Origin of the sequence: Streptomyces sp. NA02950, from assembly GCF_013364155.1 — a bacterium.
Lineage (GTDB): Bacteria > Actinomycetota > Actinomycetes > Streptomycetales > Streptomycetaceae > Streptomyces.
In genome coordinates this window covers 979616-998610 of record NZ_CP054916.1, presented here as the reverse complement: position 1 = coordinate 998610, position 18995 = coordinate 979616, and the positions used below count along the sequence as shown (strand labels likewise).

At 71.2% G+C, this 18995-nt stretch carries 15 protein-coding genes; 13 read left to right on the top strand and 2 right to left on the bottom strand.

Annotation, left to right across the window (positions count from 1 at the left end; all coding sequences use genetic code 11):
- Positions 1–107: 107 nt before the first annotated feature.
- From HUT19_RS04100 to ccrA, 8 genes are all read left to right on the top strand, one after another.
- On the top strand, positions 108–1019 hold the full coding sequence (locus HUT19_RS04100) for an ABC transporter ATP-binding protein (protein WP_176179113.1): 912 nt from the start codon (positions 108–110) through the stop codon (positions 1017–1019).
- A 21-nt stretch (positions 1020–1040) separates the two neighbouring features.
- Positions 1041–1778, top strand: coding sequence for an ABC transporter permease (locus tag HUT19_RS04095; RefSeq protein WP_176179112.1), 738 nt, complete (start codon positions 1041–1043; stop codon positions 1776–1778).
- A 1-nt stretch (position 1779) separates the two neighbouring features.
- On the top strand, positions 1780–3042 hold the full coding sequence (locus HUT19_RS04090) for a sensor histidine kinase (RefSeq protein ID WP_176179111.1): 1263 nt from the start codon (positions 1780–1782) through the stop codon (positions 3040–3042).
- On the top strand, positions 3039–3701 hold the full coding sequence (locus tag HUT19_RS04085) for a response regulator transcription factor (RefSeq protein WP_176179110.1): 663 nt from the start codon (positions 3039–3041) through the stop codon (positions 3699–3701). Before HUT19_RS04090 ends, HUT19_RS04085 begins: the two co-directional genes overlap by 4 nt.
- 94 nt (positions 3702–3795) lie before the next feature.
- On the top strand, positions 3796–4758 hold the full coding sequence (locus tag HUT19_RS04080; protein WP_176179109.1) for an NAD(P)-dependent oxidoreductase: 963 nt from the start codon (positions 3796–3798) through the stop codon (positions 4756–4758).
- Positions 4758–5744 carry an aldo/keto reductase gene (locus tag HUT19_RS04075; protein WP_176179108.1) on the top strand — a complete coding sequence of 329 codons (987 nt, stop codon included), beginning with the start codon at positions 4758–4760 and terminating at the stop codon, positions 5742–5744. The genes HUT19_RS04080 and HUT19_RS04075 overlap by 1 nt, the downstream gene beginning before the upstream one ends.
- A complete protein-coding gene (locus HUT19_RS04070; protein ID WP_254885429.1) occupies positions 5738–7132 on the top strand; it encodes an NDP-hexose 2,3-dehydratase family protein in 1395 nt (464 codons plus the stop codon). Before HUT19_RS04075 ends, HUT19_RS04070 begins: the two co-directional genes overlap by 7 nt.
- A 105-nt stretch (positions 7133–7237) precedes the next feature.
- Positions 7238–8608, top strand: a complete 1371-nt coding sequence (ccrA, locus tag HUT19_RS04065) for a crotonyl-CoA carboxylase/reductase (protein WP_176179106.1) — start codon at positions 7238–7240, stop codon at positions 8606–8608.
- Positions 8609–8615: 7 nt separating this feature from the next.
- Here ccrA and HUT19_RS04060 read toward each other — a convergent pair whose 3' ends face one another.
- Positions 8616–11513 (bottom strand): peroxidase family protein, encoded by a 2898-nt coding sequence (locus HUT19_RS04060; protein WP_176179105.1) that lies wholly within the window; start codon positions 11511–11513, stop codon positions 8616–8618.
- Positions 11514–11716: 203 nt separating this feature from the next.
- Here HUT19_RS04060 and HUT19_RS04055 point away from each other — a divergent pair, with 203 nt between their 5' ends.
- The 5 genes from HUT19_RS04055 (at position 11717) to HUT19_RS04035 (ending at position 18475) form a co-directional block, all read left to right on the top strand.
- A complete protein-coding gene (locus HUT19_RS04055; protein WP_176179104.1) occupies positions 11717–12583 on the top strand; it encodes an Fpg/Nei family DNA glycosylase in 867 nt (288 codons plus the stop codon).
- Positions 12584–12650: 67 nt separating this feature from the next.
- Positions 12651–13865, top strand: a complete 1215-nt coding sequence (locus tag HUT19_RS04050; protein WP_176179103.1) for an FAD-dependent monooxygenase — start codon at positions 12651–12653, stop codon at positions 13863–13865.
- 159 nt (positions 13866–14024) lie between these two features.
- A complete protein-coding gene (locus HUT19_RS04045; RefSeq protein ID WP_176179102.1) occupies positions 14025–15344 on the top strand; it encodes an NAD(P)/FAD-dependent oxidoreductase in 1320 nt (439 codons plus the stop codon).
- Between the two features lie 30 nt (positions 15345–15374).
- Positions 15375–17213 carry a transketolase gene (locus tag HUT19_RS04040; RefSeq protein ID WP_176179101.1) on the top strand — a complete coding sequence of 613 codons (1839 nt, stop codon included), beginning with the start codon at positions 15375–15377 and terminating at the stop codon, positions 17211–17213.
- Between the two features lie 191 nt (positions 17214–17404).
- A complete protein-coding gene (locus HUT19_RS04035; protein ID WP_176179100.1) occupies positions 17405–18475 on the top strand; it encodes a phosphatidylinositol-specific phospholipase C domain-containing protein in 1071 nt (356 codons plus the stop codon).
- A 255-nt stretch (positions 18476–18730) separates the two neighbouring features.
- Here the strand turns inward: HUT19_RS04035 and HUT19_RS04030 are convergent, their stop codons facing one another.
- Positions 18731–18967, bottom strand: a complete 237-nt coding sequence (locus HUT19_RS04030) for a dodecin (RefSeq protein WP_176179099.1) — start codon at positions 18965–18967, stop codon at positions 18731–18733.
- Between the last annotated feature and the right edge of the window lie 28 nt (positions 18968–18995).

Sequence of the window (18995 nt, the reverse complement as noted above, 5' to 3'; positions counted from 1 at the left end):
GGTGGAGGGAGGATCAGCCCGGCGGGCGGCCGATGGGCCGATCCGCCGGGGGCACCCCGTTCCTACGGTGGAAGGGTGGGCGAACCGAGCGAGGAGGACGCGGACCGATGCCGCTGATCGAGGTAGAGAACCTCCGGAAGGAATACCGCAACCACGTCGCCGTGCAGGACGTGTCCTTCTCCGTCGAGGAGGGCGAGATCTTCGGCATCCTCGGCCCCAACGGCGCGGGCAAGACCACCGCCGTGGAGTGCGTCGAGGGCATGCGCAAACGGGACGGCGGGCGGATCTCCGTGATGGGCCTGGACCCGCTGAAGGACGTGGCCGAGCTGCGCGAGTCCATCGGGATCCAGCTCCAGCAGAGCGAACTGCCGCCGAAGATGAAGGTGTGGGAGGCGCTGGAGCTCTACAGCACCTTCTACCGCGACCCCGCCGACTGGCGCGAGCTCATCAAGGACTGGGGCCTTTCGGCCAAGGCCGACGCCGCCTACGGCTCGCTCTCCGGCGGACAGCAGCAGCGGCTGTCCATCGCCCTCGCCCTCGTCGGCAACCCCAGGATCGCCGTCTTCGACGAGCTGACCACCGCACTCGATCCGCACGCCCGCCGCGAGACCTGGAAGCTGATCGAGAAGGTCCGCGAACAGGACGTCACCGTGCTGCTGGTCACCCACTTCATGGAGGAGGCCGAGCGGCTCTGCGACCGGATCGCCATCATCGAATCCGGCCGGGTCGTGGCCCTGGACACCCCCTCCGGACTGGTCTCCCGGGTCAACGAGCAGCAGATCATCCGCTTCAAGCCGTCGGTGCCGCTGGACGACGCCCTGCTGACCGCGCTGCCCGAGGTGGACAGCGTGACCCGGTCCCGCTCCCAGGTGACGGTGACCGGCAGGGGCAATGTCGTCTACGCCGTGATCTCCGTCCTGGCCCGCAATCAGATCGTGGCGAACGAACTGCGTCTGGAACAGGCCAGCCTCGATGACGCCTTCGTCGCCCTGACCGGCGCCCAGCCCGCCGCCCACTGACCCCCCGAGGAGATCCGTCCCATGTCCGGGCGCACCAAGCTCACCTACGTCGAGAGCAAGCTGTTCCTGCGCGACCCCACCGCGGTGTTCTTTGTGATCGCGCTGCCGATCATGCTGCTGACCATCTTTCACTTCGTCACCGCCAAATCGGACGACGACGCCGCCACCAAGGCGTCCATGGCCGCGTTCGTCCCCGCGATGGCCATGTCGCTGTGTCTGACCATGCTGGCCCTGAACCTGCTGCCGACCACCCTGGCCACCTACCGGGAGAAGGGCATCCTGCGGCGCATGGCCGCCAGCCCCGTCCACCCGGGCAATCTGCTGGTGGCCCAGCTGGTCATCAACCTGGTCACCGCGGCCGTCTCCGCCGTGCTGGTCATCGCCGTCGGCACCGCCGCCTTCGACACCGATCTGCCGGGCGACATCCCCGCGTTCCTGATCAGTTTCGCCCTCGGCACCTGGGCACTGTTCTCCGTGGGCCTGGTGGTGGCGGCCGTGGCGCCCAGCAGCAAGTCGGCCACCGCGATGGGGCTCTCGCTGCTCTTCCCCAGCCTCTTCTTCGGCGGGGCGTTCCTCCCCAAGGAGGACCTGCCCGGGACCGTCGCCACCATCGGCGACTACACCCCGCTCGGCGCCGCGCTCCAGGCGCTGCGCGACTCCTGGGAGGGCCAGTGGCCGCAGAGCCTGCATCTGTCCGTGCTCGGCGCGATCGCCGTGGCCGCCACCGTGGCGGCGGCCAAGCTCTTCCGCTGGGAGTGAGGTGAGCGCGGCCAAGGACGACGGCGGACGGTGGGAGCGGCACTCCGACATCCTGTTCGGAGGGCTGCCCTACCTCCTCCTGCTGCTGTCCACCGGGCTGAGCCTGCTCCACGGCGGCCAGGCGGACCGGCACCGGCTGACCACCCTCGGTCTGGCGGCGGTGGCCGCCGCCTGGATCCTGGGCACCTACACCCTCCAGACCGGACGGCGCAGCCGCCAGGCGTACGGCACGGTGCGGACGGCCGTGTACTTCGCCGGGCTGCTGGTCGTCGCCGCCGTGCTGATGGCCCGCGACACGGTGTTCATGCTCTTCGCCGCCACCGGCTTCCTCCAGGCCCTGGTGCTGCTGCCCACGGTCTGGGCGTTCGTGTGCGTGGCGGCCACCTCGTTCGTCGTCAACACCGTGCCGGACGGCTTCCCCGAGCCCTCCACCACCGCGGTCGTCGGCTATCTCGCCGGTATCGCCTTCCAGACCGTGGTGATCGGCTGGATCAACCTCCTGTCGAGCCGGCTGAACGAACAGCACCAGCGGCGCAAACGCACGGTGGCCGAACTGCGGTCCGCGCTCGCCGAGAACGCGGGACTGCACGCCCAGCTGATCACCCAGGCCCGTGAGGCCGGAGTGCACGACGAACGCCAGCGGATGGCGGGGGAGATCCATGACACCCTCGCCCAGGGGCTGGCCGGAATCATCCGCCAGCTCGAGGCCGCCGAGGACGCCGAACACGACCGCGAGCGCTTCCGGCGTCATGTGGTCGCCGCCAAGGACCTGGCCCGGGAGTCCCTGGCCGAGGCGCGCCGCTCGGTGCAGGCGCTGCGCCCCGAGCAGCTGGAATCCCGGACCCTGCCAGACGCCCTGGAGGCGCTGGCCCACGGGTGGTCGGACGAGCGCGAGCTGAGCGTCGGGTTCGAGACCCACGGCACCGCCGCACCCCTGCACGCCGAACTGGAGGCCACCTTGTACCGGGTGGCACAGGAGGCACTCACCAACATCGCCAAACACGCCGAGGCGTCGAAGGTGGGCATCACCCTGTCCTACATGGACGACCTCGTGGTCCTGGACGTCCTCGACGACGGCGTCGGTTTCGACCCGGTGTCCGCGGCGGCCGCGGCGGGCCGCTCCGGCGGCCACGGCCTCGGTCTGGTCGCGATGCGCCGCCGACTGCGCCGGGTCGCCGGTACGTTGGACATCGAAAGCGCCCGCGGAGAGGGCACCGCCATCAGCGCGGCCGTCCCCGTCATCCCCCTGGAAGCCGGTGAATGAGCGGAAACCGTCACAGCAGGAACAGCGCTCCGCACACCCCCGTCCGCATCCTCATCGTCGACGACCACCCCGTGGTCCGCGACGGGCTGCGCGGGGTGCTGGAGCGGGACCCGGACTTCACGGTCACCGGCGAGGCCGGTGACGGCGCCGAGGCCGTCGAGCTGTACACCTCGGCGCCGGCCGATGTGGTGCTGATGGATCTGCGGATGCCACGGATGGGCGGGGTGGAGGCCATCAAACGGCTGCTCGGCCAGGACCCGGAGGCCCGCATCCTGGTCCTGACCACCTATGACACCGACAGCGACGTCATGGGCGCGCTCGCCGCCGGGGCGACCGGCTATCTCCTCAAGGACACCCCGCGCGAGGAGCTGACCCGGGCCGTGCGGTCCGCCGCCGCCGGCCAGTCCGTCCTGTCCCCCGCCGTCACCGGACGGGTCCTGGGCCAGGTGCGCAAACCCACCCAGGGCCCCTTGAGCGAACGCGAACTCGAAGTCCTGAAACTCATCGCCGACGGCGCCACCAATCGACAGGCCGCCGCCCAATTGTTCATCAGTCAGGCGACCGTCAAGACACATCTTCTCCATGTCTACGAAAAGCTCGGGGTGAAGGACCGGGCGGCGGCTGTCAGCGAGGCCCATAAGCGCCATCTGTTCAGCTAGGAAAGCCTGCTCGCACCCGGGGTAGGGGTACCGGATAGGGGTGGGTCAGGGTAGGGGTTGTTCGGCGCGAAGCGGCGACCGTACGGTTGACGATATGGCCATTTCGCGCAATCGGCGGGCCGTCGTCGTCGGCGGCACCGGATTCATCGGGCGGCATATCTGCCGGGCTCTGGCCAGGCAGGAATATGACGTCCTGGCAATGGCGAGAAAACCCGCTGAAGCGATTCCCGGAGTCGCGTTTCTGGCGCTGGACGCGGTGGCCGCGCCGATCGGCGAGATCGCCGCGGCGATGGGGTCCGCCGACCTCGTCGTCAATGCCGCGGGCGACAGCTGGGAGGGCGACGGGGAGCGGATGACGGCCTCGCACATCCCGCTGGTCGACCAATTGGTGAGCGCCGTCGCCACCCTTCCCCGGCGGCCCCGGCTGCTGCACCTGGGCTCCGTGCACGAATACGGCCCCGTCCCCGACGGCACGGCCATCGCCGAGGACCACCCGACCGCCCCCGGCACCCCCTACGCCCGCACCAAACTGGTCGGCAGCCGGATCGTGCTGGACTCCGCGGACGCCGGGCGGGTGGACGGCGGTGTGCTCCGGGTGACCAACGTCTGCGGACCGGGCGCCCCGTACGGCAGCTTCCTCGGCCGGCTCGCCGCCCGGCTGCGCGAGACCGGCGAGGACACCCCGCTCACCCTCACCCTCGTCGACGACCGGCGGGACTTCATCGACGTACGCGATGTCGCCGACGCCGTGGTGCTCGCCGCCGGCGCACCGGTGACCGGCCGGGCGGTCAACATCGGCCAGGGCACCGCCACCGGGATGCGCGAACTGGTCGGGCTGCTGATCTCCGCCTCGCGGGTGCCCCCGCGGCTGGTGCGCGAGGAGGACGCCCCGGTGCACAGCAAGGGCGGCAGCTGGACCCAGGCCGACATCCGGCTCGCCCGCACCCTGCTGGGCTGGTCCCCGAAGGTGCCCCTGAAGGAATCCCTGTACGACCTGTGGGCGGCCTCCGCCCGGCGTCGACCGGCCGCCGCGGCGGCCCGTACCGAAGGACACTGATGCAGTACACCCATCTCGGCCGCACGGCCCTCATGGTGAGCCGGGTCTGTCTGGGCACCCTGAACCTCGGGATCCGGGCGAGCGACGAGGAGAGCTACGCCATCCTGGACACCGCCCTGGAGCGCGGGGTCAACTTCGTCGACACCGCCAACCAGTACGGCTGGCAGAAGCACAAGGGCTACACCGAGGAGTTCCTCGGCAGCTGGTTCGCGCAGGGCGGCCGCCGCCGCGAGAAGACCGTACTGGGCACCAAGGTCTTCAACCCGATGAGCGACTGGCCCAATGAATCCGGGCTGTCCGCCCGTCACATCATCGCCTCCTGCGAGGACTCGCTGCGCAGGATGCGCACCGACTGGATCGACCTGTTCCAGATGCACCACATCGACCGCCATGCCCCGTGGGAGGAGGTGTGGCAGGCGATGGAGACACTGACCCGGCAGGGCAAGGTGCGCTATGTCGGCTCCTCCAACTTCGCGGGCTGGCACATCGCCGAGGCCCAGGAGGCCGCCACGCGCCGCCACTTCCTCGGCATCGTCTCCGAGCAGAGCGTCTACAACCTGGTCACCCGCCATATCGAACTGGAGCTGATCCCCGCCGCCCAGCGCTACGGGGTCGGGGTGCTGGCCTGGTCACCGCTGCACGGCGGACTCCTCGGCGGAGCGCTGCGCAAACTGGCCGACGGCACGGCCATGAAGACCGCCCAGGGCCGCGCCGCCCAGGCGCTGGAGCGGCACCGGGACGCCATCACCGGCTACGAGAAGCTGTGCGCGGACCTCGGTACCGACCCCGCGGAGGTGGGGCTCGCCTGGGTGATGCAGCGCCCCGGCATCACCGCGCCGGTCATCGGACCGCGCAGCTTGGACCAGCTGGAAGGGGCCTTCCGGGCGCTCGAACTCACCCTCCCCGACGAGGCGCTGACCGAACTCGACACGCTCTTCCCGCCGATCGGCAACGGCGGCCCGGGGCCGGAGGCATGGGCGTGGTGAGCACGCTCCAGGAGCGGCTGGTCCGGTCCGCGGCCGCCGTGGACAGCCCGGTCGGCCAACTGGCCGACGCCCAGGAGTGGTTCCGTGAGCGCGCCGCGGCCGATACCTCCCGCGTCGAGGTCATTCCGTTCGAGGCGCTGCGCGGCTGGCACTTCGCGGCGGACACCCACAACCTGGTCCATGAGACCGGCCGGTTCTTCACCGTCGAGGGGCTGCGGGTCCGGATGCCCGGCGCCCCGGTGGAGAAGTGGACCCAGCCGATCCTGCACCAGCCCGAGATCGGCATCCTCGGCATCCTCGTCAAGGACTTCGACGGTGTACCGCACTTCCTGATGCAGGCGAAGATGGAGCCCGGCAACCACGGCGGGCTCCAGCTCTCGCCCACCGTGCAGGCGACCCGCAGCAACTACACCCGGGTGCACCGGGGGCGGGCGGTGCCGTATGTGGAGTACTTCCAGCGCAGGGACCGGCACCGGGTGCTCGCCGATGTTCGCCAGTCGGAACAGGGCAGCTGGTTCTTCCGCAAGCGCAACCGCAACATGCTCGTCGAGGTCGCGGCCGACAGCGATGTCGAGGCGCATGACGACTTCCGCTGGCTGACCCTCGGCCAGCTGCACCATCTGCTGGCCGTGGAGGACCTGGTGAACATGGACGCCCGCAGCGTCCTGGCCTGTCTGCCGCGGATGACCGGCGGCAGCGATGGCACCGGCGGCACCGGCAGCCCGGCCCGAGAGCGCCGGGGGAGTGTCCACCGCACCGCCGACCTCCTCAGCTGGATCACCGGACTGCGCACCGACCGCGAGGTGGAGACCGAGCGGATCCCGCTGCGCGAGACCGACCGGTGGCACCGCACCGACCACCGGATCTCCCATGAGAGCGGACGCTATTTCAGCGTCATGGCCGTGGACGTCCGGGCGGGCGGCCGGGAGGTGCGGAGCTGGACCCAGCCCATGATCGAGCCGCATGGCCCGGGGGTGGCCGCCTTCCTGCTGGCCCACGCCGACGGGGTGCCGCATGTGCTGGTGCAGGCCCGCGCCGAACCCGGCTACACGGACGTCGTGGAATTGGCGCCCACCGTGCAGTGCACCCCGCGCAACTACGCCCATCTGTCCGGGGCGGCCATGCCGCGCTTCCTGAGCGAGGTGCTTCAGGCCCCGGCGGACCGGGTGCGCTTCGACACCGTGCTCTCCGAGGAGGGCGGACGTTTCTACCACGCCTCCAACCGCTATCTGGTGGTGGAGACCGCCATGGACATCGCCCCGCCCGAGGATCCGGATTTCCGCTGGATGGCACTGCACCAACTGCTCGATCTGATAGGCCACAGCCACTACGTCAATGTCGAGGCCCGCACGCTCATCGCCTGTCTGCACAGCCTCCTCGTGAAATAGGGGCCCCTTTCAGGGGTCCCCCGGCTAGGGGTTATTCGGGCCGCGTTCGCTGCCCTAGCCTCCTCAAGCGTCGGGCACCCGGACCGGTACAACGGAGGACACGTCATGCAGGAGATCATCAGCGCCGCGTTGGCCGATGACGCGGAGGACGGGGATTTCTCCGCCGCGAAGATTCCGGATTCCTATCGGGGCGCGGTGATCCTCAAGGAAGAATCCGAGATGTTCCAGGGGATGGCCACCTCGGACAAGGACCCCCAGAAGTCACTGCACGTGCGTGAGGTGCCGACCCCCGAACCGGGGCCGGGCGAGGCGGTGATCGCGGTCATGGCGAGCGCGATCAACTACAACACCGTCTGGAGCGCCATCTTCGAACCGCTGCCCACCTTCGGCTTCCTGGAGCGCTACGCACGGTCCGACGACCCCCAGGCGGCCCGCCACAACCAGCCCTACCACGTCCTCGGCTCCGATCTGTCCGGCATCGTGCTGCGCACCGGCCCCGGGGTGCGCCGCTGGAAGCCGGGTGACCGGGTGGTGGCCCACTGCCTGTCCGTCGAACTCCAGTCGCCGGACGGCCACGACGACACCATGCTCGACCCCGAACAGCGCATCTGGGGCTTCGAGACCAACTTCGGCGGCCTGGCCGAACTCTCCCTGGTCAAGGCCAACCAGCTGATGCCCAAGCCCGAACACCTGACCTGGGAGGAGGCCGCCGCCTCCGGTCTGGTCAACTCCACCGCCTACCGGCAGCTCGTCTCCCGCAACGGCGCCCAGCTGAAACAGGGTGATGTGACCCTCGTCTGGGGCGCGGCCGGTGGCCTCGGCTCCTACGCCACCCAGCTGGCGGTCAACGGCGGGGCGGTTCCGGTGTGCGTGGTCTCCGGCGGACACAAGGCCGAGCTGGTGCGTTCCATGGGCGCGGAGCTGGTGATCGACCGCGCCGAGGAGGGCTACCGCTTCTGGAAGGACCCCGCCACCCCCGACCCCCGGGAGTGGAAGCGGTTCGGCGCCCGGATCCGCGAACTGACCGGCGGCGAGGACCCGGACATCGTGGTGGAGCACCCCGGCCGGGAGACCTTCGGCGCCAGTGTCTACGTGGCGCGCCGCGGCGGCACGGTGGTCACCTGCGCGGCAACCTCCGGCTACCGGCACGAGTACGACAACCGCTATCTGTGGATGGGGCTCAAGCGGGTCGTCGGCACCCACTTCGCCAACTACCGTGAGGCCTGGGCGGCCAACCGCCTGATCGAGAAGGGGATGGTCCATCCGACCCTGTCCACGGTCCATCCGCTGGACTCGGTCGGCACCGCCACCCAGGACGTCCACCGCAACCGCCACTCCGGCAAGGTGGGGGTGCTGTGCCTGGCTCCGCGGGAGGGCCTGGGCGTACGCGACCACGAACTGCGCGCCCGCCACCTGCCGTCCATCAACCGCTTCCGCCGGGACACCGTCGCGCCGGAGCTCACCGGGCCGGTGTGACCGGCCGTCAGGACGGTACCACCGGCCGCCAGGGTGCGAACGGGCTCACGCCGCGCGGCAGCAGCCCCGCCAGCTCCGGGCAGTGACGCAGGATCACCGAACTCATACTGCCCTTCTCCACCCAGTCCAGCCCCAGCGGGGTGTACACCTCGGGACGGAAGTCCGCGGTGAGGAAACGGTCGCTCTGGATCCGCCGGGTGGCCATGAGCAGGAAGATACGGAACGCGGTGTCGCTGAAGCCGAAGCCTTCGGGCGGGTTCTCCGCGAACAGCCCCACCATGGTGTCGATCTCGTCGACCGAACCGTAGACGTCCTCGAGCCGGGCGGCGGTGTCGGGGTCGCCGGCCAGTTCCCCGAAGGAGCGGATCCGCGGCTTGTGCAGCCCGGCCCGGAAGTCGTTGTACCGCGGCACACCCCGGCGCCGGGTCCGCACCAGATCGACCACCGACAGATCGATGATCTCGCCGTCCCGTTCGAAGCGGCGCAGCGCGTGCGGGAAGTTGTTGAGGGTGATCGCACCGGGGTGGGCGATCCCGAAGGAGTAGAGGGTGCTCGTGAGCCCCGTCTTGCGCAGCACCACCTCCGCCGCCGGGCCCCGCACCCCGTTGAAGTCCAGCGACTCCAGCCGCTGCCCGAAGCGGTGGTCGCACAGCTCGATGTCGTCCGGGATCAGCGGATGCATCCGGTAGACGGTCACGAAGTCCTCGGTGAGCGCGTACGGGACGCCGTGGTGCTCCGGCAGGGTCCGCGGGATACCGCCCAGCGCCTTCGCCTCGAACAGCCACAGCCCGAGTTTGCTCAGCCAGCGGTCGGGCGGGCCCTGCCAGTTGGTCTTCAGCCCGATGTCGATGACCTCGGTGGCGAGGATGGCCGGGGTCCACTCCACCGTATGGATCTTGGCGATGAGCGCGGAGACCACCAGCCGGGCCGTGTGGTACACCGATTCCTCGCCCATCGCCGGATAGCTGCGGCGCAGCGCCTCGCAGACCGCGTTGTGCTCCCGGGCGAAGAGGGTGTGCAGCACGCTCAGGCCCAGCCACCAGTTCTGGGTGAAGCCGGTGAGCGGCACCCCGCCCGCGCCCAGCGGCAGATGGCCGTCCTCCAGGCGCAGTGCGGCGCCACCGTCCGGTTCGCGCAGTGCGGTCGCGGTCCGCTCGTCGCCGCCGTACACCTCCGAGCCGTCCCACCAGTGCGAGGCGGCGTTGGGGAAGAGGATCGGCGGCTGGTCGCCGGGCAGGTCGATGCCCTCGTTCTCGGCGAACCGCATCACCCTCTCGGCCGGTCCACCGGGGGTGTTGCGCCAGGTGGCACCCGGTGGCAGCGGTACCTCGACCGTTCTGCCACCGGCCGGACAGCGGCGGTGGTCGACCCAGTCGTGGACCTGGAACTGGATCCACGCGGCGGCCAGGACGTTGAGCGAGGCGGCCGGGATGAAGCGCTCCCGGGCCAGCAGGGTGTCGCTGACCGTGACCGGGTTCGGGACGTGGAACAGATCCGGCCGGTAGACCGGCGGGAGGTTGCGACCGAAGGCGGCGCCGACCGCGCCCATCCGCGGTGCGGACAGATCGTTGCCGGTGCCGTCGTAGGAGCGTCGCGTGCGCAGCTTCTCGTCGGGCTGCGCGGGCGCCGGGTCGGGCCGCGGCGGGGCCTCCGGGGCCTCGGGGTCGATGAGGTTGAACCGGCGCAGGGTCTGGCGGAGCGCCACGAGGTTGAGCAGGCCCAGCGGGACCGGCAGCCGGTGCCAGGGCACATAGCGGTTGACCAGCCCGAAGGCCGCCCGCATCGGCACTCCGAGCAGGGTGTTGTGGCGTGGCTCGGGACTGGCGAAACGCAGTCCGAGGCGGTGCGCGGCGGCGGCCTCGTACGCGGCCTTGCGGGCCCGGTTGAGATTGCCCAGCGGCCGGAACTCCTCGGTGGTGTGCCATGGGTTGAACGCCAGCTGCTCGACCCTGCGGGCCGCGCAGCGGGCCCCGGCGGAGTCCAGATCCTGGCGCGGCACGGTCAGCAGGGCGACCGGTACGACGGGGGCGTCGCTCTCCAGCCATTCCACCGAACCGTCCTCGACCGGTGTGCGGTGCTCGTCCCGGTAGCGCTGCACACACAGCTCGAAGGCGATGTCACCGGTGGCCAGCCGCAGCGCCAGCTCGTGGTGGAGGTAGTCGGGGTCGCCGCGGTCGGGCGGGGGGGCGGGGGTGCCGCCGGGCGCCGGGCGCAGTTGGTAGCGGACCGGTCCCGCGCCGCCCCAGAGGATCGCACCACGGCTCCAGAAGGTCTCCCGGGCGAGTGAGCCGACGGTGTGCCGGGTGGCGGTGCGCACATTGCGGCGCATCCGGTCCGCGGTGCCCCAGCCCACGGCCAGCGGCAGCCGGACGAAGAGCCCGAACGCCTGCTCGACGGTGCTGGTCGCGCCCGCCATGGCCTTGGCGAACGCCACGAACTCCCGGGCGTCGGCGGCATGGGACACCGGGAAGCTGGTGGCCAGCAGATCGTGGGTCTCCTCGGGCCCGGCCTGCACCCGGACCGCCATCCCGCGCAGATCGGGCGAGGCGTCGTGCCGCTCGGTGCCACCGGCGTTGGACAGCCGGACCACGGCCGGATATTCGGCGCCCGGCCGGGCGTACCCCACGCACAGTTCGGGCGGGAGATCGTCACGGAACCGCAGCCGGGCGTTCTCCACGCCGAGCGCCGCCTTGGCGTGGAAGGTGCGCAGCAGCTGGGTGGCGCCCGCGGTGTCCCGGTGGGTGTGCTGCACCCGCACCAGCTCACGCGCCAGCTTCTCGAAGACCACCCGTTCGGCCTCCGGACTGCCTCCCTCGTACGCCTCGTAGTGCCCGGGTGCCGGATGTGCCGCCGCGTCGTGCCCGTGACGGGGCACGGACTGCTCCTGCTGTCCGGTGTCGACCATGGGGACCTCTCCATGCGGAAACGAACGCGGCAAACAATGCGGCAAACAACGCGGCCAAGAACAAAACAAAAAGCATCAAAGGGGATAAGAAATACAAAGGAGACAGTAGGGGAGGGAGCCCGGGGGCGCAGCCCGGAACGGTGGCGGGGGTGGCCGCCTCCGGCGGCGGCGCGGCCGTCGGAGCCCTGCGGCACACTGGGAGCATGCCGGAACTGCCCGAGGTGGAGGCCCTCGCCGGGATCCTGGCCGAGCGCGCCGTCGGCCGGGAGATCGACCGTGTCCTCCCCGTCGCGGTGAGCGTGCTCAAGACCTACGATCCGCCGCTGACCGCCCTCGAGGGCCGGACCGTCACGGCCGCGCGGCGCCACGGCAAGTTCCTGGACCTGGCCACCGACGGACCGCATCTGGTCGTCCATCTCGCCCGTGCGGGCTGGCTGCGCTGGAAGGAGGGCCAGCCCGAGGCCCCGCCGCGTCCCGGCAAGGGCCCGCTGGCGCTGCGGCTGGTCCTGGCCGGTGCGGAGCGCTCCGGATTCGACCTCACCGAGGCCGGGTCGCGCAAGGGGCTCGCGGTGTACTGCGTGCACGCGCCCGAGGAGGTTCCGGGGATCGCCCGGCTCGGCCCGGACCCGCTGGACGGCTCGTTCACCCCGGAGGCGTTCGCCGGACTGCTGCGCGGGGTGCGGCACCGGATCAAAGGGGTACTGCGCGACCAGAGCGTCATCGCCGGAATCGGCAACGCCTACTCCGACGAGATCCTGCACGTCGCGCAGATGTCGCCCTACCGGCTCGCCTCCGATCTCGGCGAGCAGGAGATCGCCGCCCTGTACGAGGCGATGGACACCACGCTGCGCTCGGCCGTCGAGCGCTCCCGCGGGCTCGCCGCCGGAGACCTCAAGGCGGAGAAGCGCAGCGGGATGCGGGTGCACGGGCGCACCGGCGAACCGTGCCCGGTGTGCGGCGACACGGTCCGCGAGGTGTCCTTCAAGGACTCCTCCCTTCAGTACTGCCCCACCTGCCAGACCGGCGGTAAGCCGCTCGCCGACCGCAGGATGTCCCGACTGCTCAAATAACGCACAGGAACGGTCAGTTGGCGACACCCTCTTGACCCGGGCCAGTCAACCCCGCCATATGGTGGCCATGACCACAGCCCTGATCATCGGTGGCGGCATCGCCGGCACGGTGACCGCGATGGCCCTGCACAAAGCCGGGATCGAAGCGGTCGTCCACGAGGCATACCCCACGGACGCCACCGACACGGGTGCGTTCCTCGTCCTCGCGGCCAACGGCCTGGAGGCGCTGCGCACGATCGACGCCCATGGACCCGTGCTGGACCACTCCTTTCCGGCCGGCCATGTCGACTTCATCAGCAACACCGGCAAACGGCTCGGCCGCAAGCCGGTGTCCGGCTCGGAGGACGGCGGCCTCGGGGCCCGCACCATCACACGCGCCACCCTGGTACGGGTGCTGCGCGAGGAGGCGGCGCGCCGCGGAGTGCGCTTCGAGTACGGCAAACGGCTGCTCGCCGCTCACACCAGCCCCGACGGCACGGTGGTCGGCTCCTTCGCCGACGGCGGCCGGGCGGTGGCCGACGTGCTCATCGGCGCCGACGGCATCCACTCCCTGATCCGCAGGACCATCGACGCCGCCTCGCCCCGTCCGCGCTACACCGGACAGCAGACCGTCTGCGGCTACGCCCGTGACGTCCCCGCGCCCCCGGACCCCGACACCTACACCATGATCTTCGGCAAACAGGCGTTCTTCGGCTGCACCACCGCGCCGGACGGCGAGATCTGGTGGTTCACCAACGCCCCCGCCCCCGAGCTGTCCAAGGCGGAGCTGGCCGCCGTCACCCCCGAGCAGTGGCGCGAACGGCTCACCGGGCTGTTCGCGGAGGACCAGACCGCGGCCGCCGGGATCATCGGCGCCACCGGCGAGAACATCGTCGCCACCGGCGCCTATGACATCGTCTCCACCCCCACCTGGTCCTCCGACGCGATGGTCATCGTGGGGGACGCGGCCCACGCCTGCGCCCCCAACGCCGCACAGGGCGCCTCCCTGGCCATCGAGGACGGGGTGGTGCTCGCCAAGTGCCTGCGCGATCTGCGCCGCCCCCGGTCCGCCTTCACCACCTACGAGGCACTGCGCCGCGAACGCGTCGAGAAGGTGGCCCGGACCAGCGCGGGCATGGCCCGCCGCACCGCTCCCGGCCCGGTCAAACGCGCCCTGCGCGACGCGACCCTGCCCCGGCGGCTGGACCGGGCGGGTGGCGCCCCCACCACCGACTGGCTGACCGGCTACCGGGTCGACTGGGACGAGCCCGTCGAGGAGACGGCCGCCCGAAAGCGCGGCTGAGCGGCCTCGCTGACGTCCGGTGCGGTGGGGTCGCGCCCCGCAGGAGCGCGGGGAACTTCCGGACATTGTCCCCGCGGCCGGGGCCACCCGCCACACAGGTTTGGCCCCAGCCGGCACGGGCACTTGGAACCCTCTGGTTCCGTACGTCCGGGAGTCCCTGTGAGCCCAGTGCGTATCGTGATCGTCGGTGCCGGTTTCGCCGGTTACCAGGCCGCCCGTACGCTCTCCCGCACCCTGCGCGGCGCGGCCGACATCGTCCTGATCAACCCCAATGACTACTTTCTGTATCTTCCGCTGCTGCCCGAAGTGGCCGCCGGGGTGCTGGAACCCCGGCGGGTCTCGGTCTCCCTCACCGGGACGCTGCCACGCGTCCGGCTGGTGCTCGGCGAGGTGCACTCGGTGGACCTCGCGGGCCGCCGGGTCGGCTGGGAGGACCCCGAGGGCAACCGCGGCGAGATGAGCTACGACCGGCTCGTCCTGTCCGTCGGCAGCGTCAACAAGCTGCTGCCGATCCCCGGTGTGGCCGAGCACGCCCACGGCTTCCGCGGTATGCCCGAGGCGCTCTATCTGCGCGACCATGTGACCCGCCAGATCGAGATGGCGGGCACCACCGAGGACCCCCGCGAGCGGGCCGCCCGCCGCACCTTCGTGGTGGTCGGCGCCGGTTACACCGGCACCGAGGTGGCCGCCCACGGGGTGCTGTTCACGGACACGCTGGCCCGGAAGAACACCGCGCTGCGCGGTGCGCCACCGCCCCGCTGGGTGCTGGTCGACATCGCCCCCCGGGTACTGCCGGAACTCGACAAACGGCTGTCCCGCACGGCCGACCGGGTGCTGCGCAAACGCGGCGTCGAGGTCCGCACCGGCACCACCGTCAAGGAGGCCACCTCCGAGGGGGTGCTGCTCGACGACGGCGAGTTCATCGACACCCGCTCCCTGATCTGGTGCGTCGGGGTGCGCCCCGACCCCCTGGTGGAGGACCTGGGCCTGCCCACCGAACGCGGACGGCTGCGGGTGGACCGGTACCTCGCCGTACCCGGCCATCCGGAGGTGCTGGCCTGCGGCGACGCCGCCGCGGTGCCCGATCTCACCCGGCCGGGCCAGTTCACCCCGATGACCGCGCAGCACGCCCAGCGCCAGGGCAAGGTCGCGGCCCGCAACATCCTGGCCTCCCTCGGCCATGGCACACCCAAGCCCTACAAACACCACGACCTGGGGTTCACGGTCGACCTGGGCGGAGTGCAGGCGGCCGCCGACCCGCTGCACATCCCGCTGGCCGGGCCGCTCGCCAACGCGGTCACCCGCGGCTACCACCTGATGGCCATGCCCGGCAATCGCGTCCGCGTGGCCGCCGACTGGCTGCTCGACGCGGTGCTGCCACGCCAGGCGGTGCAACTCGGAGTGGTGCCCTCCTGGGCGGTCCCGCTGGACACCGAGTCCCCCGAGATCGCCGAGACGGCCCGCGTGTCCGGCCGCTGACCGCCCCGGCACCGATAGGGAAGGAGAACCATGCAACACGAACAGCTCAGCGAGCTCGGGCAGCAGCTCCGCGTGGACTCGGTGCGCGCTGCCGCGGCCGCCGGGTCGGGCCATCCGACGTCCTCGATGTCGGCCGCGGACCTGATGGCCGTCCTCATGGGGAACCATCTGCGCTACGACTTCGAACAGCCCGACCGCCCCGGCAACGACCACCTGGTCTTCTCCAAGGGCCATGCTTCCCCGCTGCTGTACTCGGTCTACAAGGCCGCGGGCGCCATCAGCGACGAGGAACTGCTCACCTTCCGCACCCTCGGCAGCAGGCTGGAGGGCCACCCCACGCCCCGGCTGCCGTGGGTGGACGTGGCCACCGGCTCACTGGGTCAGGGACTGCCCTTCGGCGTCGGTATGGCGCTGAGCGCCAAACGGCTGGACCACGTGGCCAGCCGGGTCTGGGTGCTCATCGGCGACAGCGAGATGGCCGAGGGGTCGGCCTGGGAGGCCTTCGAGCAGGCGGGAGTCGGCCATCTCGACAACCTCACCGCCATCATCGACGTCAACCGGCTCGGCCAGCGCGGCCCGACCCGCCACGAATGGGACCTCGACGCCTACGCCCGGCGCATCCGCGCCTTCGACTGGCACACCATCGAGATCGACGGCCATGACATCGCCGCCATCGACCGCGCGTACGGCGAGGCGATGTCCACCGTCGGCCGCCCCACCGCCATCATCGCCCGCACCCTCAAGGGCCGCGGTGTGGCCTCGGTGGAGAACCGCGAGGGCATGCACGGCAAACCGCTGAAGGATCCCGAGGAGGCCATCGCCGAACTCGGCGGGATACGGAACATGGCGGTGCCGGTGCTCGGCCCGCCCACGGTGACCCCCACCCGCCCGGCCTCCGAGGGCCCGTTGAGCCTGCCGCGGTTCAACCCCGGCGACACCGTCCCCACCCGGGACGCGTTCGGGGAGGCCATGGCCGCCATCGGCACCGCCCGCGGCGATGTGGTGGCGCTCGACGGCGAGGTGGGCGACTCGACCCGGCTGGAGTACTTCCAGAAGGAGCACCCCGAGCGGTACTTCGAGTTCTACATCGCCGAACAGCAGCTGGTGGCCGCCGCCGTCGGCATGCAGACCCGCGGCTGGACCCCCTACGTCTCCACCTTCGCCGCGTTCTTCACCCGGGCCCACGACTTCATCCGGATGGCCGCCATCAGCCGGGCCGACCTCAACCTCGTCGGCTCCCACGCGGGCGTGGCCATCGGCGAGGACGGCCCCTCCCAGATGGGCCTGGAGGACCTGGCCGCCCTGCGCGCGGTGCACGGCAGCACGGTGCTCTACCCCTGCGACGCCAACCAGACCGCCCACCTCACCGCCGCCATGGCCCGGGAGTCGGGCATCCGCTATCTGCGCACCACCCGCGGCGCAACGCCGGTCATCTACCCGCCCACCGAAGAGTTCCCGATCGGCGGCAGCAAGGTTCTGCGCGCCACCGAGGCCGACCGCGTCACCCTCGTGGCGGCCGGGGTCACCGTGCCCGAGGCCCTCGCGGCCGCCGACCGGCTCGCCCAGGAGTCCATCCCCGCACGTGTCATCGACCTCTACTCGCTCAAGCCGGTGGACGCCGAGACGCTGCGCACCGCCGCCGAGGAGACCGGCCGGCTGATCACGGTGGAGGACCACCACCCCGAGGGCGGACTGGGCGACGCGGTCCTCGACGCCTTCACCGACGGCCGTCCGGTGCCCCGGCTGGTCCGGCTCGCCGTACGCACCATGCCGGTCTCGGCGACCCCGGCCGAGCAGCTGCGCGAGGCCGGGATCGACGCGGACGCCATCGTGGCGGCCGCCCTCGGGCTCGTCGGCCGGAGCGCCTGACCGGGCCGGCCACCGCGAGCATCCACCCGTTGAGACAACTCCATGTGATCCGCACCACCTGAGACGGGCCCGGGGCGCCAACGCCCCGGGCCCGTTCCGCTGTGCGCGCGCCCCGCCTCTCGTACCCCGCGAGGCGACTCCCGTACGCTACTGCCCAGTTGTGTACCGGACGTCGACAAAGGGCGGGGACCATGGGGCACTTGGGCAGAACGGCGGGCGTCAGGGCCCGGCGCACGGGCACGGCGGCGGTCGTCACGGCGGCCGCCGCGCTGTGTCTGGCGGCACCGGCGGGCGCACGGCCCGCCGACACCACGGACGATCCGTCCTACTCCGCCACCACCTCGGTCGGCGTGCACAACGCGTACGAGAAGGACAAGTACCCGTACTTCGCCGACGCGCTCGACTCCGGCGCCTCACTGCTCGAACTCGACGTGTGGACCAACGCGTTCGGCTCCGGCTGGCGGGTCTCGCACAGCAATCCGCTCGGCAACGACAACAACTGCGCCAACGCCGGATCCGCGGCCGAACTGCGGACCGCGTCCCGCAACCAGAGCCTGGCCGGATGCCTGGCCGACCTCAAGGCATGGCACGACGCCCACCCAGGACACCGCCCCATCGTCATCAAGACCGAGCTGAAGGACGGCTTCAACGGCAAGGGCGGCCGCGGCCCGGCCGATCTGGACGCGCTGCTGACCAGCAAACTGGGCGACGCGCTGCTGCGCCCGGCCGATGTGACAGGCGGCCACGCCACCCTGGACGAGGCGGTCCGGGCCGATGGCTGGCCGTCCCGCTCCGCGCTCGCGGGCAAGTTCGTCTTCGAGCTCATCCCGGGCACGGTCGAGCAGAACAACCCCCTCGACCACCTGTGGACCGACCGCGAGTACGCCACCCACCTGCGCGACCTGGCCGCCGCCGGAAACCTGAAGCAGGCGGCCGCCTTCCCCGCGGTCCTCAAGGCCACCGCCGGTGATCCGCGCACCCGTTACACCGACGCCGCCATCCGCCCCTGGTTCGTGTTCTTCGACGGGGACGCGTCCACCTACGTGGGCGGCGGGATCGACACCGCCTGGTACGACGACCGCCACTACCTACTGATCATGACCGACGCCCAGAGCGTGCCCCCGGCCATCGACGGCACCCACCCCACCGAGGAACAGGCGAAGGCGCGGGTGGCCCAACTCGCCACCCAGCATGCCAGCATCGTGACCGCCGACTGGTACCCGCTGCCGTCCGTACTGTCCTCCGTCCTGCCCCGTGGCTGACACCACGCCCCCGGCGGGCCGGTTAGGCCTAGGTCCTGTGCTGTCGATCTTCGTGGATCAGCCCGCGGCGTCTGGTGAGGGGGCACCTCCCAGCGGTAGCTGGGGGCGGATCGCAAGGCGGAGGGTCGTCCTCGTACCGGGCGTACTCGGATGATCCCGACAACGCAGCGAGGCGCGGTGCCAGGCGTCGCGGGCCCGCGAAGATCGGCGGGACAGGGCCTGGCGGCCGGGCCCGTCCAGCGGGTCCGGCCGCGGTCAGCCCGGCAGATCGCCCGTACCGCCGTCGGAGTCCTCCAGCCGGAAGCCGACCTTCAGCCCGACCTGATAGTGAGCGATCCTGCCGTTTTCGATATGCCCGCGGACCTGGCCCACCTCGAACCAGTCGAGATTGCGGAGCGTCTTGGAGGCGCGGCTGATACCGCAGCGGATCGCGTCGTCGACGCTCTCGGTGGACGAGCCGACGATCTCGGTCACCCGGTAGATGTGGGACATGACAGTCTCCCCGGTCCGTGGGGCGGTC

Excerpts from the sequence above, each read along its gene's own strand:
- HUT19_RS04060 (WP_176179105.1), bottom strand. The coding sequence starts at position 11,513 with ATGGTCGACACCGGACAGCAGGAGCAGTCCGTGCCCCGTCACGGGCAC.
- ccrA (WP_176179106.1), top strand. The coding sequence starts at position 7,238 with ATGCAGGAGATCATCAGCGCCGCGTTGGCCGATGACGCGGAGGACGGG.
- HUT19_RS04100 (WP_176179113.1), top strand. The coding sequence starts at position 108 with ATGCCGCTGATCGAGGTAGAGAACCTCCGGAAGGAATACCGCAACCAC.
- HUT19_RS04055 (WP_176179104.1), top strand. The coding sequence starts at position 11,717 with ATGCCGGAACTGCCCGAGGTGGAGGCCCTCGCCGGGATCCTGGCCGAG.
- HUT19_RS04040 (WP_176179101.1), top strand. The coding sequence starts at position 15,375 with ATGCAACACGAACAGCTCAGCGAGCTCGGGCAGCAGCTCCGCGTGGAC.
- HUT19_RS04085 (WP_176179110.1), top strand. The coding sequence starts at position 3,039 with ATGAGCGGAAACCGTCACAGCAGGAACAGCGCTCCGCACACCCCCGTC.
- HUT19_RS04035 (WP_176179100.1), top strand. The coding sequence starts at position 17,405 with ATGGGGCACTTGGGCAGAACGGCGGGCGTCAGGGCCCGGCGCACGGGC.
- HUT19_RS04030 (WP_176179099.1), bottom strand. The coding sequence starts at position 18,967 with ATGTCCCACATCTACCGGGTGACCGAGATCGTCGGCTCGTCCACCGAG.
- HUT19_RS04095 (WP_176179112.1), top strand. The coding sequence starts at position 1,041 with ATGTCCGGGCGCACCAAGCTCACCTACGTCGAGAGCAAGCTGTTCCTG.
- HUT19_RS04050 (WP_176179103.1), top strand. The coding sequence starts at position 12,651 with ATGACCACAGCCCTGATCATCGGTGGCGGCATCGCCGGCACGGTGACC.
- HUT19_RS04080 (WP_176179109.1), top strand. The coding sequence starts at position 3,796 with ATGGCCATTTCGCGCAATCGGCGGGCCGTCGTCGTCGGCGGCACCGGA.
- HUT19_RS04075 (WP_176179108.1), top strand. The coding sequence starts at position 4,758 with ATGCAGTACACCCATCTCGGCCGCACGGCCCTCATGGTGAGCCGGGTC.